Here is a 16201-nt window from a genome sequence, read left to right as displayed (position 1 = left end):
AAGCAAAGAGCCCATAATTCTTGAATTAAGAATCTTTATTTCAATTCTCAATAGCAATTTCACACAAAAACTATTTGCCTTAACTGATGTTACCTTCTGGCTCTATTTCCTAAATTTTCTAAATGAAACTATCATCTCATAAATTCCAATTGCGATTGCAATTTTTCCTAGAATAAACGGAAGCCAGTTTATTGCTGTAGAAATGAAAACTCTTTCTTCTTTTAATGGATTGTAAAAATCCGTAATTAAAAAAAACCTAAATAATCCAGTGAAATACTGATTATATTCAAAAATATCAAAATCCTTATTATAATTTATTGAAGCAAAAAAGAGAGTATAAAATGTTACCCCTAATATAATTGTTGTAATAATTGCTTTGATCCAATCAGTACCGTTATTAGAATAAAACTGGTTAATTTTTAGAATTAGGAGGTCTCTTTTTAAAGATGATTTTTTCTCCACATTTTGTTGCTTCAGTTTCTTCTTTAAGGTCTCTTGATAAGAATTAAGTTCATAAGCTCTAAATTTATCGTAATCAATTTTATTGTCTGCTCTGAGTAATTGTTGCTTTATATTTCTTATCGTTCTTTGATTACATTTATATATTCTAAGAATATTAAGATCATCAAAGAAAACTAAGTTTTCAAAGATTGTTCTATCTAATACCATCGAATCTAATTCTACTTCTTGGATCGAAGAAACTTCTAAAAATTTACAATTATCTATTGTTAGTTTATACAGATTGGATCTATTGAAATCACTGTAATTTTTAAAAACGCAGTTCTCAAAGATTATATGAGTTCTATTTCTATTAGAAAGATTTGAAAATAATGCAACTCCATTAAAAATATTCTTTTTAAAAACGGCGTCTGTTCCAAAATTAGTTCTTGTGAAATCAACATCCTTGAAAATATTGTTCTTTATGTAACTATCATTAATAAAATTCCCGTTGAATAATAGATTAGAATCAAATTCATTGTTTGTTAATTCAACCCTTCCAAAATTTGAATTTCTGAAATCAGATTTTTGGATATTAGAGCGATGTATTAATAATTGACCTGTAGAGTTAAGGTCGGAGAATTCTAATCTTTTTAATATGGTTGTTTCGTGAATTGTTGCATTTAATCTGTAATCCTTGCTATTTCTATTCCCATTAAAGACTAAAATGAGTATTCTTTTTGCTGCAATGTGAAGATTTTCAATGTTTTTATTTTGGAATGTAAAACTAAGCTCAAGAAGAGAGCAATCTTTAAAAAATACAGGATTTAATATTTCACAATTGTCAAAGTTTAGAACGTGGGAAGGATTGTCTGCCCAAGACTCCATATTATCTATAAAATCTATCCTTTCACCTTCAAATGAACAATTAACAAACTTATTTTCTGGCGTTATCCTGGAAATATCAATTTCAATTGAATTTTCTACATCAATATTATAATCTATATGTTTTACTGAATCTTCAGTTTCTAATAACTTTCTAAACTCTAATTCGTTTATTGTTTTCATTTAAAAAGAGCTTGCAGGTAACGTCTCCGGTTAACGCAAGTAGCGGAAGTTGGGGACGAGGATTTGTCGGGTTACGGCTTTGTTTGTTATGGAAACTAATTTAGTTCTTTTCGATGAAACCCGCCATTTACGTTACACGTTGTTGGGCGCTAGTGCTTAAACGAATCAATCTTATTTTGAAGTTCGGATGGAATTTCGATATTACCCTTTTTTTCCGATTTATTTTTTTCATCCCAAAATCGAAGTTTTATTATATTAATAAAGATTCCATCTATCAATAATAGGAGAAATCCTAAAACTACTCTAATTGTGGTTGTGTCGGCATCAGTCTGAAAATACAGATTTGGATATATAACAGCACTTAAGCCTAAAATCGTAATGGGAATGACCCATATGAGATTCCACCATGTTTTGTTCTGCCATTTTCTAAATTCTGCATTTTTAAAAATCCTCTCCTGATTTTTATATTGATTTAAAAGTTCTTGTTGAGTTTCAGATAATTGTTGATTAGATTCTTCCAATTGTTTCTTTGAATCTTCCGCCTCAAAATTAAAGGATGTTTGACTTTGAGAATCCGTATTAGCTTTCTCTAATTTTCTAACATCTGATCTTAATTTCTTTAATGCTTTTTTATAGACCTCTAAATCAGATTCTAAAACAGTTTTTTTACTTTCTAGATTTTTGCTTTGCTCTGTAGCCGAGTGGGCTTCAGATTCCCTTTTTTCTAGTTTTTTCTTAGTAGTTTCAAGTTCCCTTTCTCGTTTTTTAAATTGTTTATTTAATTCCGATTCAAAAAATTCCTCTAACTCTTTTTGATTTTCACTATCAATTTTACTGTAATTCTCTATAAATAAATCCTTTGAAATTAAATTATAAATGACTTTTTCGTCATCTATCCCTTGAGATTTTAAGTAATTGATAATCTTTAAAACATCTCTAGACTTTTTTGCATCTTTATTAAAGCCTTTTGACGTAACCGCTTTTAGAAATGCTTTTTTATAATCTTTAGTCTGAATTGGTAGAATTCGTACTAATCGATTTAGCAAAAAGGAAGGTTTGAAAAATATTGGAAAAGATCTTTCATCCTCGAATCTTTGAATTTGATATGAATCATAATCTATCAGTAGACTGTCCAATGTTAAGCCAAAATATTTTACTGAATTGAAATCCAGATCCTTTAATTGATTTTTCTTTTTTACTGAGAATCTTAAGTCTAAAATGAGTTCTCTTAAAGTGATGTCATGGGTTATTTGTTTATCACTCTTAAAAATTGGATGAAATGTAAGCCCTTTTGATTTTAAAAAATCTTGTTTATAATCATTTTTTTGATCGATGTATCTTCTATACTCCTGAATTTTCTCATTTAAATAGTCTTCTCCTAAGTGCTCTATTCTTTTTGAATTTCTGGCAATATCAATTTGACTATTTATCAAAATTGAAGTTGATATTTCGACTATTTTGGAGGGGTGAAGTGTACTTTCTCTGTCTACTAATAAACTTTGATAATATTGCTTGGAAAATTCGTCTATTTTGTCCGAATTTATAGCGGCTTTAATACCTGAATCTGTCAATTTCTCATCGAGAAGATTAAAATCATCTTTTTTAGCTCGAAGTTCTTTTTTTGTCAGTTCAGAATATCTTAGAACCACATTTAGATGATCTTTATTCTCATTAATTAAATTAATTAAAGCCATTGTCGCTTCATTTTCGGGATGGAAATGAAGTTTCAAAATTGAATATAAAACATTCGTATCTAGGTATAGAACCCAATCGACCAAGGAAATGTCTAGAGCGGTTTTCGATAAGTTTGGATCAACACCTAGCGAAGTAAAGCTCAATGTTTTTTGGGCAAGATCATTTAAAAAATCGATGTCATCCTGTGATGCATAATCGGCAAATTTGTCTACTGCAAGTTTGAAAACCGTATTTAATTTTTTACTTTTTAATTTTTTATAAGCAACCTGTAAATAATCATCTTCCTTTTCGAATACTTTATTATAACTAATATTTGGGTGCAACCGTTTTAGTGCTTCTTCTCCATAATCAAAGAAATTATTGTATAAATATTCAATAAAAGTATCCCACAATTTTTTTAGATCATCTTTATCTATTTCCTCGAAACCTTCATCAGTTATGAAGTTTTTAAAATTGTTGAATCTGGCTTTATCTTTATCTCTTAATTTTATTTCTGCGGCACGCAGCTCTCTTTTTTGTTCCTCAGTAATTTTAATTTTGTCGTTTAAAAATTTGATTTTTGATGACTCCTCTAACTGTTTCAATAAGAGATTAACCTCTTCTTTATAAGGTTTAAAACCAAAATGTTCTTCTATAAACGAATTGAGATTGTTTTTTTCTATTTCACCTAGCTCATTAAGGGTAGTAATTATTACTGATTTTAAGGTGTCTTCTCTTGCGTCTGTAGATGCTAAGCTAAGAGTAGTAAGGACTTTTATTTTGTCTTGGTAATTATTCTTCAAATTTCTAAATTTTCAAAAGCATTGCGCCCAACGGTCACGTATATTCGTCAGTTGTGGTAATGAAGATACGGATTTGTCCGATTTAGTTTTAAACTTCCTTGATTTCTATAAACTTTCTTTTAGCTGAATGGCCGCAATTGCGAATATGCGATGTTATGCGCTGTCGCTATTACGATTATTCCAATGTGAAATACAATATTTCACAACTTCTTGGAGGTCATTAATTTTGATTGATGAAGTAGTTGTTCTTATGTAAAATTCCTTTTGACCATCTTTATGATTGACTAAGAAAACCGGATTATCGCTTGGCTTGACAGATACCACGAAGAATGGTTTTTCATAATCGAAATTGAAATCTGCCTTTATAAAATGATAAACGCTTTTATCAAAAAATTGAAATAACAAATTATCAAATTCAATTCTAAAAAAGTCAAATTCATCTTCCTTATTTTTAAGAGAAAAATCATAATCTAATCCCTGAATTTTTCCATTATCATTTATACCAATATATAGTTTGCCCCCATTTGAATTTAAAAAACTACAGATAACCTTAGCAATTACATTTTTCACTCCAATGGAAGCTTTTTGTGTTTTGAAATTATATAGTAATGTAGGTTTATATTCTGTAAAACTATTTTCCCCAACACTTAAAGATTTTTCAATTTGGGCATCATGGATTATTCTTTTTAATAAATTCTTCTTTTCATCTAGACTAAGCCACCAATATGGTTTTGACTTATCATCAAACTTGGTAGTGGTTTCTAAAATCTCAAATGTACTGGGTTCATCTTCAGTAAAGCCTTCGGTCCATTCCCCTTGATTGCAATAGGTAATCTTTTGTGAATTTTTATATTCAAATGAATACTTTTTGTAATATTCCAATTCACTTTCTAACCCTATAGCTATACTGTCGTATGTGTCAGCATTTATTGCGCCGCAAAAATCAATCAAATAAAATTGGACTTCATCCAATGTATATTCAAGACTTAATCCATATTTTGAGACGTATTCAAGCGATTTTCCATCTATCTCAATTGAGTTTTTTTGTTGAAAAATTTTATCAAAATCTGCTTTAAAATCAATTAATAATACTTCAACGAAATTTCTGAAATATTGAACAGCTTTATTTCTTGCTTCAAAAGGATTATTATGTTTTACAAAGAAATCAGAGCATATATTTTGCACTTTATTACTGTCTGATAGAAAATTTCCTTTTACTCTATATTTAATCATCTTTTTTAACCCAATAATGTTTAATATTTAATCCTTCGAGTTGTGGAATTATTTTCCCTATGGTTTTCTTTATTAATGGATCATCTGGGTGAGCAATTCCATAAATGAATTCTGGATTTTTCTCAATTTCTAACATTATTTTTACAATTGCTCTCCCAAAATGTGATTTTATTTGACCACTTTTAAAATAATCTCTTTTTTTGGTAGGAGAATAATCATTCGATTTAGCTCCTTTTGCTTCAATAATTAATTTTTCTTTATCTTTTATTGCTTCGATATCATTTCCACGAGTTTGACCGAAACACTGTTTCGTTATAGTCCAGCCTTCCTTTTGAAGCTGTTCTGATAATAGTTCAACAACTTCATCTTCAGTTAATTTGTCTTGAAAATTTACCTTCATCTTTTTGTTTTGCGATTGCGCATAACTCGTTATATCTGTGGCAATATAACGCTTTAACCTAAATTTTTTATGGATAAACGGAATTGGAAATTTTTCGACTAAGAGGAAAATAAATATACCACAGATATAGAACCTATTTTTTTAATTTTATATCAGGAATTTTTCTTTCAAGTTCTTTAAAAAAATCAGAAATACAGATTCTACGTTCTTTACATATTTTAAAAAGTGTTTCAACAGGAATACGGTACGTGGAGTTGCTTTTTATTTTTCTGACGGTGCTCTCTAAAATATTATGACGGTCGGCAAATTCTACTTGAGATCCTCCTTGCTTCAGAAAGGGATCAATCCATTCTTCAGTGATATAATTACAAATAGCTCTATTAATATCCTTTGCCATATTAACAAAGGAATAGGTTAGGATTAAATTAATCTCGTCCGATCGGACGAGTTAAAAATTTTATTACTATATTTACTTCATATTAATATATTTGCGAACTTCTTAAAGTAAAATATTAGAAGCATTCGCTTTGATTCTTGTACTAGAAAACTGGTAATTTTAAACACACGAGATGATAAGCATGGATGCTCACGACCCGGGCGTGAGTAACCGCTTATTTGTGTGTGGGTATACCAGTACCTCTAGTACGATAAGTTGAGTTCTCACGCCTTTTTACTTGTTTAAAAATGCATTCTTCTCAACGCTTTTTCAAAGCTTACTTCTCTTAATTTTTATTCGAACTCGCAAACCTAATTTAGGCTAGTTTTTTCATGAACTGGTTTAATGGCACAGCTTCAATCCCTACAAGATGCTGTTGATTTAGAATTATTGGTTTAGTAATCATTTAAAAAACATTCTTATGCGGGTTGATAATTTTGAATTATTAAAACAGGGGCATTCAGATGCTCTGGTGAATATTCATGCAGAGTTTAACAGGCGCATCTTTTGGGTTGGCAAGCGGCTCATAGATGATGAATTCGTTATAGAATCGCTGGTGCAGGATTCGTTTCTAAAATTATGGCTGCATAGGGATACCATCCAGTCCCCGGAGCATATCTTTTATTTTCTTCGTTTCGTGATGAAAAGGGAGTGTATTTCCTACTATACCAGGCCCAGAAATAAGTTTTACAGGCAGCTAGGTCATTTGGAAAATTATGAAAACTACCAGGAGTATATGGCCGGTTATGACCCGGTAAAGGATTCAGAAAATCAAAAGGAACAGGAGTCAGCACAGGCAGATTTTGAGAAAGTAAAAAGTGTATTGCCTTTACTGGATTCAGAAAAAAGACAATTAATAAACCTGTGTCTAAAATATGGTTTCCGCTATAAAGATATTGCTGAATTAATGGGAACCAGTATTACGGAAGCTAGCAATGAGATCAAAAAGGCGGTCCAGGAGATCAGGAATATGGTAAATCCTGAGAAGCCTGCAGTTCTGGAAATAAAGGTAGAGGATGAACTTACAGAGCTAGGAGAGAAGGTTCTGGAACTTCGATGTGTAAAAAAGTACTCCTTTTCTGAGATTGCCGACGAACTTGGGATTTCACAAAAGGAAGTTCATAAAGCATTCACGGTTGCTTACAAATATATGGAGAGCGAAAAACAATTAGAATCTGCCTGAGATGAAAAAGCGCACCATGAAACTCACTCGTAAAATCCAGTTATTGGTAGACCTGCCTTCTAATGAAGAACGAAAAGAGGCACTGGACACTTTATACCGTTGGCAAAATAGGGCCTACAGAGCAGCTAATTTTATAGTTACTCATCTGTATGTCCAGGAAATGCTCAAGGATTTCCTTTATTTATCTGAGGGGGTTAAGTATAAATTAGTAGATGAGAAAAAAGACGATCTCGGCATTTTAAACGGCTCCCGGATCAATACCACCTACCGGGTAATCTCCAATCGTTTTAAAGGAGAAATGCCAACCAACATATTATCGAATCTGAAAAGGTCTTTATACAGTTCTTTTAATAAGAACAGGTCGGAGTACTGGAGCGGGGAACGCTCCTTAAAGAATTTCAGGAGAGACATGGCTTTTCCCTTCGATTCGGTAGGCATGAGTAAACTGATTTATGATGAAGAGAAAAAAGCCTTTTGCTTTCGGTTATTTAAGATTCCGCTAAAAACCTATTTAGGAAAAGACTTTACAGACAAGCGAGTTTTACTGGAAAGGGTTATAAAGGGAGAAATCAAACTCTGTGCTTCCCATATTAAACTGAAAGATGGGAAAATATTCTGGCTCCCTGTATTTGAAATAGAAAAAGAGAACCATAAACTCAAACCGGAAGTAATCGCAGAGGCTTCTTTATCATTAGAGTACCCAATAGTGGTTAAAGCTGGCAAAGCGAGGCTCACTATTGGCACCCGGGAAGAATTTCTATATAGAAGGCTGGCCATACAGGCTGCCCGGAAACGAGCACAGAAAGGTGCTACTTATTGCCGATCCGGCCATGGAGTGAAACGAAAAACAAAGGCGGTAGATAAGTTCCATCTGGCTGAAAAAAACTACGTAGATAATCGCGTTCATGTTTACACAAGAAAGCTAATTGATTTCTGTATTAAACACCAGGCCGGCACTCTTATTTTATTAAACCAGGAGGATAAGATCGGGATTGCTAAAGGGGAAGAATTCGTGCTTAGAAATTGGAGTTATTATAATTTAATCACTAAGATAAAATACAAGGCCGAAAAGGCGGGTATTGAACTTATCATAGACTAAGTTTTAGTTGCGAGGGTGCCTGTACACCCGTAAGGTGAGGTCAGAGACACTCACTAAATGCGAAAACATATACAGCGCGTGGGCTCACTTATTTATTTATAAAATTCGTTAGAGTATTATATAAACAAAATAAAGTAAGCAATAATTTATATTATGGGGTAACCGGTTTGATGGATTACTAATTATATCCACGGTAATAATCCAGGATCTTTTTTCGGATCAGAAATTCATATTTAACATTTGCTAAATTTACCCTAGCTCGATCCAGATTGTTTTTACTAATGATGTACTCCACAAGATTGGAAACACCATTTTGAAATCGAATTTCATTGACTCGATAAGATTCTTCGTAAGCAGCTACCTGATCCTCTAGCAAAAAGTAGTCTTTGTAAGCTGCCTGCATATCATTATGCGCTTGTTTGATGGCTCGTAAATAATCATTTTTGGTATTTTCCAATGCTAAACGCGCATCTTCTTGCTGAAGCTTTTTTAGAGAAACCTGCCGTTTAGCCCGGAAACCATTAAATACAGGGATATTCACACTGATCCCAGCTACCGAACTAAGATTATTTTCGAACTGATCGAAGTAAGGTATATCCTGTTGTGAAAATTGACTCTGATTGGTTTGCACTGCATAACTCACTCCGTTAATATTGATAAACTGTCCGGTTTCAACTACCTGCGAGCCGGTCTCATTTAACAAACTTGCCAGACTGGAATAATTGGTATTCATCTGGGCGAATATTGAAACTTCCGGGGAATATAGCGATCTGGCCACGGCTACGTCTTCTTCCGCCGCCTGTAATCGTAAACGCTGTCCTTCAAAAACTTCTAAATTCTCTAGCGATTCTGCATACACTTCTTCCGCAGAAAGAGGATAAACTTGCATTTGCGGCAATACTGGCAAATCTTCCACAACAATTTCTGATTTCGTATTTAACAACTGCGCCAGGTTGAGTTTTGCCTGCTTTAATTGATTTTCTGCTGCGACCACTGCCGACTCATCATTCGAAAATTGACCTTTGATATCGGTAAAATCGGCAGGATTTCCTGAGCCTTCTTCGGCTAATGTGGCAATCCGATTTTTCTGCTCTTCAGTAGCTTCCAGCCTGATCCTGGCAAGTTCTAAAAGGTCTTTACTATTCAGCACCTGGAAATAAGCCAACGTAACATCCAGGATCAATTGTTGCTTTGCGGCCTCTTTTTCGGCTTCCGCAGCTTCCATATTAAATCGATCCCGCTGGATGCTGTTACGAAGTGCAAATCCGTTAAATAATTGTGCGTTCAATCGCAACCCGGCATTGCTGTAACTGAATTGCTGGTCGATCACATCGTTTGTATAAGGATCAATACTTCTACCCTTGTTTACCGCGTAACTGTAATTTCCATTAATTGACGGTAAAACCTGGGATTTTGTGTCTCTAAAATTGAGTTCTTCGGTTTCAGAACGCAACTCGGAACGTTGATAATCAATATTCTGATCGATAGCTATCTGAATACACTCTTCCAGGGAAAGTTCAGCTTCCGAAGAATTCTGGGCGTTTAGAGAAACAGTGATGAATAAAAATAGAATGATGAATTTTGTCAAAATGATGAATTTATGATTACTTGACGCTTCCGTCTAATAGATGAATTGTACGCGAACCGTATGCGGCGTTACTTTCAGAATGCGTAGCCTGGATGATGGTTACTCCTTCTTCATTTAAATCTTTGAATAACTGCATGATCTCGTCGCTTTGCTTCGAGTTAAGATTCCCGGTAGGTTCATCAGCCAGAATGAGTTTTGGTTTAATGATAAGTGCACGTGCAATGCCCACCAGCTGTTGTTGGCCGCCGCTTAATTGGTGCGGAAAGAGATCTTTTTTCCCAACAATATTGAATCGGTCCAAAATATCGGCCACCAGCGCTTTTCGTTCGGAACTCTTAACTTTTTTATACAAGAGCGGCGTTTCGATATTTTCATAAACTGTAAGATCATCCAGAAGGTGGTACGCCTGGAAAATAAAACCGATATTCTGGTTGAAAATCTCGGTTCTCTTTTTCGGTTTCAGGGAATGAATGGCTTCTTCATCAAAATAATATTCCCCTTCCTGAAAATCATCCAGCATCGCGATGACATTGAGAAGTGTGGATTTCCCGGAACCTGACGGTCCCATAATAGATAGGAATTCGCCTTCTTCCACATTCAGATTAAGATCATTTAAAAGAAAAATTCTTCTCCCACCCGAGGACACCCATTTATAGATATGTTCTAATTTCAGCATAGTTTATTCGTTTCTTAAAGAGTTTATAGGATTTGAAATTGCGGCTTTGAGGGCCTGAAAGCTTACGGTGATCACCGCTATTAAAATGGCCACAGTACCGGCAATGGCGAAGACCTGCCAGCCTATATCGATACGATAGGCAAATTCCTGCAGCCATTTACGAGCCATCCAGTAGGCCAATGGAAAGGCGATCACCAGGGCAATTAAGACCAATGTGATAAAGTCTCTGGATAGCAATCGGGTGATACTGCTCACACTTGCCCCAAGAACTTTCCTGACTCCAATTTCTTTCGTACGCTGCTCCGCCATAAACGCGGCGAGACCAAATAAGCCAAGGCAGGCGACAAAAATTGCGAGTCCGGCGAAAGTAAGCGCTGCCCTGGCCGTTCTTTTTTCGCTCGCATACATTTGCTCTACATTGGTATCTAAAAAAGTATAATCGAAAGCTACTGTAGGTGCTATTTTTCCGAAAGTCTCCTTGAATTTATCCAGGGTTTCCGGCAGTTGATTGCTTTGAAAGCGCACGAGCATATAACGCAGCGGCTCAAAACCATTATTAAAGGCATATGCGCCAATAGGAGATTTTAGGGAAGAAAAGTTAAAGTCGTCTACTACCCCAATAACGTAGGCGTTCGGTCCCAGATTAGCGATGACATTTTTACCAATCGCTTCCTGTGGAGTAAGGCCAAGAAAATCTACCGCATTTTTATTGAGCAGCACGTCTACGATAGAATCTGATTCATGTTTATGCTTCGGAAGATCTTTTCCCGCCAATAATTTAAGCTGAAGCGTTTCAACCACACCGCCCTTCGCTCTGTTTGTTTTCAGGGAAATCGATTCTTCAGAATTCATGTTTTTGTACAGGGATCGCCCGCTAACTGAAATCCCCGGATATCCCTGGGCCATGGTCGCAGAAGAAACTTCAGGAAGACTTTCAAACTGGTTGATCAAGGTTTCTCTTTCAGAATTCGACTGTACCGCGCCAATGGAAATGGCCATGGTATTATCCGGATCGTATCCCAGGTTTTTATTCCGCATAAATTCCAGCTGATTGTAGATCACCACCGCGGCGATAATCAGGATCACCGAGGCCGAAAATTGTACAACCACCAGTCCTTTTCGTAAAACAGCCGTAAAACTTCCTTTATTCCTTCCCGTTCGTATCACTTTCATAGGAGAGAACCTGGAAAGATGCAGGGCTGGAAAGGAGCCAGCAACCAGCGTAGTAATTAGCCAGATGGAAAGGATCGCTCCCAGAAATTCGAAGGATAGCAAAAAGCTCATAGAAAGACTGCTTCCCACAATTTTTTCAAAAACAGGCAGGCTTAGAAATGTAAAAATGAGTGCCAAAATAATCGCAATGAATGTTACAAAAGCGGTTTCTGTAAAAAATCTCGCGATCAGTATTTTTGATGAAGCGCCTAAAGTCTTGTTGATTCCAACGTCTTTGGTGCTTTTCTGAGATCTCGCCGTAGCCAGATTCATATAATTGATACAGGCAATGAGTAAAATCAGAACCGCCAACAAACTGAAATTTCGAACCTCTTCGATACTTCCCAATTTTGAAGTATATGCACTTTTAATATTTCCCGAATACAGGTGCATTTTTTCCAGTGGTTGCAAATCCAACGTATACCACTGGTCTTCTTTTTCTACATTCTCATTAACCAGTTGTTGCATTTTTTGAGCTACGGAAGCAGCCTTCGCTTCTTTATTCAGTAAAAAGTATGTTTCAAAACTGGCATTGCTCCAACTCGGTCTTTTGTAAAAACCAATCGATTTAAAAGAGCCGATAATGTTACCATCCAGGCTGGAATTCGCCGGAAAATCTTTATAAACTCCGGTAACTTCCATTTTCAGATTATTATCGATATTGATTATTTTACCTATGGGATTCGAATTACTAAAAAATTTACGTGCGGTAGATTCAGATAACACAACGGTATTTGGCCTTTCCAACTGATCTTTCGCAGTTCCGTAGACAAAATCCAGTTGGAAAATATCGAAAAATTCGGGATCAGCATAATACAGTTTCGGTTCGGTATAATTCTCCTTATTGGCCTGGATAGATGCAGTTTTCCCGAAATCATGATCCCATAATCTCGCTGATTTTTCAAGTTCCGGAATTCCTTCTTCCGCAGCAGGTTTTAAAGCTGCCGGGACCGTGGCCCATATCTCATTGTTATGCTGATCTTTGGTATTAAAAAGTACCCGGTAAATTCGCTCTTTATTGGTATACATATGATCAAAACTGCGCTCCTTCATTACAAAAAGAAATAGCAGCATGGTGATGGTAAGACCAATAGACAGCCCTAAAATATTGATGAACGAAAAAGTTTTATCGGCTTTTATTCTTCGCCAGGATATTTTGATGAAATTTTTAAACATGAATGATTGAATTTCAGGTTTTATTTAATTTTTTGAACTACCGTTTCGCCAATTTTGAGCCCGTTATTAACTTTAGCATCACCTTTATACTGAATTCTGGCTTCGCCAAAAGCTGAAACCTTCAATTTATCTGAAACATTTACTACTATATGATTGTTGCCATAAGCCGCGATTTTAGTTTCCGAAGAAAGCAGTTTAACAGCATTAACTTCACTTTTTCCGTAGCAGCGTAAGCGTTGAAAATTTACTTTTCCAGCCTTGATCTCCAGGTAGCTTTCCCCGTACATATCAATTTTTAAATCTTCTGCAGTGATACTTTCAAAATATACTTTTGGCGAGCCATAAATGTCGAGGTCAAAATCTTCCACGCCAATGGCATCTTCAAAATTCATCACTTCTTCACTTCGAATTTGCACGGCTTCCAGGTTTTTGTAGTTTATCGTGAGACGAACCTCGGTGCCGTTATAAATAGGACGATCCATTTCACGCCCATTTACTTTAACCTCCTCTTCTTTGGAAACGATCTTGGCGTCATCCAGGTAAATATGAAGTTCTTTACCGTTTACTTCGATATTGATCTTTTCCCTGTCTACTTTAAAATTTTCGATAACCACCGATTCGTTTTCGGATTGTTGGAAATCTACTTCGATATAAGGACTGATAGTAATTTCGGTAAAACCTGAAACTTCAACAGTTTCAGATTGTGCATTAGATAAACCAAAGCTTATAATGGCTATTATTAAAGGGATCAGCATTTTGTTCTGAGTTAATAATGACTTTTTCATAATTCTAATTTTTATTCTGTTTTTAAACTCTTTATGGGGTTCATGCTAGCCGCGCGGAAACTTTTGATCCCTATGGTTAGAAAAGCGATTCCTAAAGTAATGATCGCAGCAAGCAGAAATAAATACCATTTGATCTCGATCCTGAAGGCGAAATCCTGAAGCCATCTTTTCATGAGGTAATAACTTATGGGGAAAGCGATCAAAAATGAGATTCCTACCAGTTTTATAAAATCTTTGGAAAGCAAAGCAACAATCTGCGCTGCGGAAGAACCTAACACTTTTCGGATCCCGATCTCCTTAAAGCGTTGTTCTGCTGTAAAGGTTACCAATCCGAATAAGCCGAGACAAGCAACCATTATCGTAAGAATGGCGAAAAGCGTTAGGATTGTTCCCATTTTCCGCTCCTTTAAATACGTATGATTATAGGAGTCATCCAGAATGCTGTAATTCAAGGCTTCTTTCGGATTATAGCTGTTCCAATCGGAATTCAAATTCTCAATGATACCGGACATATCTGCGGTTTTTGAGCGAACGATCATGCCGCCATACGGATTCATTTTCAATATTAACGGATCGATTTCCTGGTGTAGTGATTTCCAGTTAAAATCTTTAATAATCCCGATGACATGGATGTCTCTCGGACCTTCGTCGGTATCCCGCTGGAAAGTCTTTCCTATAGCATCTTTTCCAAAGCCGAGGACTTCCGCAGCTCTTTCATTAATGATCACATTATCTTTTTCGGTTCCATAAGATTTAGAAAAATTACGTCCAGCAAGTAATTCCATACCCATCGTCGGGATATAATTCTCATCTACATTATAGAAGAACATGCGACGAAGAAATTCACCGTTCAGGAAAATCCCGCCCATTTCATTATCGCTTTCCCCTGCTGGTACAAAGGCAGAATGCGTTACATTTTCAACTCTTGGATCGTTTTTGATCTCCTGAATGAAATTATCCTCATTATTCCCTAGTAAATAGGTGTTGCGAACAACCAGTAGCTGATCTTTTTCATAACCAATGTCTTTATCCTGAATATAATTCATCTGTTCTTTCACCACAAGGGTCGCAAGGATGAGCCCTGCGGATATAACGAACTGAAAGACTACCAGTCCTCCACGAATCCCGGAATTCTTTCCGTTACCGGAAAATTTGGACTTCAGCGCATTTAAAGGATTGAAAGATGAGAGGTAAAAAGCAGGATACCCCCCTGCCAGAATAGTGATCAATGAGATCAATCCAAATAACCAAAGAATATAAATAGGTTTGACAAGAGAATAAAATTCAATATTTTTTCCAGCTAGCTGATTGAATCCCGGCAATGAAATTGCAAAAATCATTATGGCCAGAGCTGTTGCCAGAACAGTTGAAATAAAAGCTTCTGCTAAAAACTGGTAAATAAGCTGTTTTTTATTCGAGCCAAGAACTTTTCGAATTCCTACTTCCTTAGATCGCTTTGACGCCGATGCTGTAGCCAGATTCATAAAATTGATACAGGCGATCACCAGCATAAAAATGGCGATAATACTGAAAATATAAACGTATTTAATATCTCCGCCCTGTTCCAGAGTAGTTGCATCAGAGAAATCGGAATACAGGTGAATATCGGTCAGCGGTTGAAGGAAAAGTCCCAGTTCATTATCCTTCTGGAATTCTTCATAAGACATCCCGATGGCGTCAATCATCTGCGGTCCCATATACTTCTTGGTGATCGCCGGTAGTTTTGCTTCTACTTCGGCTATATCAGCATCTTTTTTCAGAACCAGATAGGTGAAAAAGTCCGATTGCATCCAGGTAGTTTTTTTAGCATTGGTATAACCAAGAGTAGACGCAAGAATATCGAAGTGAAAATGAGAATTTTCAGGAATATCATTCATCACCGCGGACACGGTATAATCTTTATTACGATTGGTTACCTTGATAGTTTTTCCAACCGGATCTGCGCTTCCAAAAATGTTTTTAGCCAGTGTTTCTGATATTACCGCGGAATTAGGCTTATCTAGCGGAGTCTTTTGATTACCGTTGATGATCGGTAACGTGAAAACATTGAAAAAATTCGGATCTACGTAGCCCATGCTGCTCTGGCCGTAATAAGTCCCGTTGTATTCAAGCCGGTTATTATAAGATTTTGCCAGTCTTGTCGCATCGGTAACCTCCGGAAGATCATTTTTTAAGGTTTGCGCCACAGGGGCCATGACCACCGCTTCATTCATCTTCTCACCATTAATATTAGCTCTGAAAACAACCCGGGCGATCCGGTCTGCCTTTTCGTTAAAGCGATCGTAGCTCAACTCGCTGGAAACATACAGCATGATCATGATCACAGACGCGATTCCCAGCGCCAGCCCGATAATATTGACCGAAAATGTGCCTTTATTCTTGATGATATTTCTCCAACCGGTTTTTAAGTAATTCCTGATCACAATGATT

The 16201-nt window shown here is 35.9% G+C and carries 12 protein-coding genes; 2 read left to right on the top strand and 10 right to left on the bottom strand.

Features of this window, described 5'->3' with window-relative positions; translation table 11 throughout:
- Positions 1-102: 102 nt before the first annotated feature.
- The 5 genes from AC2S94_RS04060 to AC2S94_RS04040 form a co-directional block, all read right to left on the bottom strand.
- A complete protein-coding gene (locus AC2S94_RS04060; RefSeq protein WP_484630233.1) occupies positions 103-1506 on the bottom strand; it encodes a hypothetical protein in 1404 nt (467 codons plus the stop codon).
- A 149-nt stretch (positions 1507-1655) separates the two neighbouring features.
- Positions 1656-3983 carry a coiled-coil domain-containing protein gene (locus AC2S94_RS04055; RefSeq protein ID WP_484630232.1) on the bottom strand — a complete coding sequence of 776 codons (2328 nt, stop codon included), beginning with the start codon at positions 3981-3983 and terminating at the stop codon, positions 1656-1658.
- A gap of 153 nt (positions 3984-4136) precedes the next feature.
- Positions 4137-5216: an AlbA family DNA-binding domain-containing protein gene (locus tag AC2S94_RS04050; protein ID WP_484630231.1), complete on the bottom strand. Its 1080-nt coding sequence runs from the start codon at positions 5214-5216 to the stop codon at positions 4137-4139.
- A complete protein-coding gene (locus AC2S94_RS04045; RefSeq protein ID WP_484630230.1) occupies positions 5209-5616 on the bottom strand; it encodes a hypothetical protein in 408 nt (135 codons plus the stop codon). Before AC2S94_RS04045 ends, AC2S94_RS04050 begins: the two co-directional genes overlap by 8 nt.
- Before the next feature lie 133 nt (positions 5617-5749).
- Entirely contained in the window at positions 5750-6013 is a 264-nt protein-coding gene (locus AC2S94_RS04040) for a transcriptional regulator (RefSeq protein ID WP_484630229.1), read from the bottom strand.
- Between the two features lie 460 nt (positions 6014-6473).
- On the opposite strand from AC2S94_RS04040, the gene AC2S94_RS04035 reads away from it, so the two are divergent.
- Positions 6474-7235 carry an RNA polymerase sigma factor gene (locus AC2S94_RS04035; RefSeq protein ID WP_484630228.1) on the top strand — a complete coding sequence of 254 codons (762 nt, stop codon included), beginning with the start codon at positions 6474-6476 and terminating at the stop codon, positions 7233-7235.
- A gap of 1 nt (position 7236) precedes the next feature.
- Positions 7237-8334, top strand: a complete 1098-nt coding sequence (locus AC2S94_RS04030; RefSeq protein WP_484630227.1) for a nuclease/transposase family protein — start codon at positions 7237-7239, stop codon at positions 8332-8334.
- Positions 8335-8512: 178 nt separating this feature from the next.
- Here the strand turns inward: AC2S94_RS04030 and AC2S94_RS04025 are convergent, their stop codons facing one another.
- The 5 genes from AC2S94_RS04025 to AC2S94_RS04005 are packed head-to-tail and all read right to left on the bottom strand — an operon-like array spanning position 8513 to position 16194.
- Positions 8513-9922, bottom strand: coding sequence for a TolC family protein (locus AC2S94_RS04025; protein ID WP_484630226.1), 1410 nt, complete (start codon positions 9920-9922; stop codon positions 8513-8515).
- A 16-nt stretch (positions 9923-9938) separates the two neighbouring features.
- A complete protein-coding gene (locus tag AC2S94_RS04020; protein ID WP_484630225.1) occupies positions 9939-10598 on the bottom strand; it encodes an ABC transporter ATP-binding protein in 660 nt (219 codons plus the stop codon).
- A 3-nt stretch (positions 10599-10601) separates the two neighbouring features.
- The gene (locus tag AC2S94_RS04015) at positions 10602-12986 is read right to left on the bottom strand and encodes an ABC transporter permease (protein WP_484630224.1); all 2385 of its coding nucleotides are present in this window, start codon (positions 12984-12986) and stop codon (positions 10602-10604) included.
- A gap of 20 nt (positions 12987-13006) precedes the next feature.
- Entirely contained in the window at positions 13007-13771 is a 765-nt protein-coding gene (locus AC2S94_RS04010) for a head GIN domain-containing protein (protein WP_484630223.1), read from the bottom strand.
- Positions 13772-13782: 11 nt separating this feature from the next.
- Positions 13783-16194 carry an ABC transporter permease gene (locus tag AC2S94_RS04005; RefSeq protein ID WP_484630222.1) on the bottom strand — a complete coding sequence of 804 codons (2412 nt, stop codon included), beginning with the start codon at positions 16192-16194 and terminating at the stop codon, positions 13783-13785.
- Between the last annotated feature and the right edge of the window lie 7 nt (positions 16195-16201).

The sequence above is a fragment of the Christiangramia pacifica genome, from assembly GCF_057221535.1.
Note: the sequence above shows the minus strand (reverse complement) of the source record. Positions and strands in the feature narration are given on the sequence as shown.

Excerpts from the sequence above, each read along its gene's own strand:
- AC2S94_RS04010 (WP_484630223.1), bottom strand. The coding sequence starts at position 13,771 with ATGAAAAAGTCATTATTAACTCAGAACAAAATGCTGATCCCTTTAATA.
- AC2S94_RS04060 (WP_484630233.1), bottom strand. The coding sequence starts at position 1,506 with ATGAAAACAATAAACGAATTAGAGTTTAGAAAGTTATTAGAAACTGAA.
- AC2S94_RS04035 (WP_484630228.1), top strand. The coding sequence starts at position 6,474 with ATGCGGGTTGATAATTTTGAATTATTAAAACAGGGGCATTCAGATGCT.
- AC2S94_RS04045 (WP_484630230.1), bottom strand. The coding sequence starts at position 5,616 with ATGAAGGTAAATTTTCAAGACAAATTAACTGAAGATGAAGTTGTTGAA.
- AC2S94_RS04020 (WP_484630225.1), bottom strand. The coding sequence starts at position 10,598 with ATGCTGAAATTAGAACATATCTATAAATGGGTGTCCTCGGGTGGGAGA.
- AC2S94_RS04030 (WP_484630227.1), top strand. The coding sequence starts at position 7,237 with ATGAAAAAGCGCACCATGAAACTCACTCGTAAAATCCAGTTATTGGTA.
- AC2S94_RS04015 (WP_484630224.1), bottom strand. The coding sequence starts at position 12,986 with ATGTTTAAAAATTTCATCAAAATATCCTGGCGAAGAATAAAAGCCGAT.
- AC2S94_RS04040 (WP_484630229.1), bottom strand. The coding sequence starts at position 6,013 with ATGGCAAAGGATATTAATAGAGCTATTTGTAATTATATCACTGAAGAA.
- AC2S94_RS04050 (WP_484630231.1), bottom strand. The coding sequence starts at position 5,216 with ATGATTAAATATAGAGTAAAAGGAAATTTTCTATCAGACAGTAATAAA.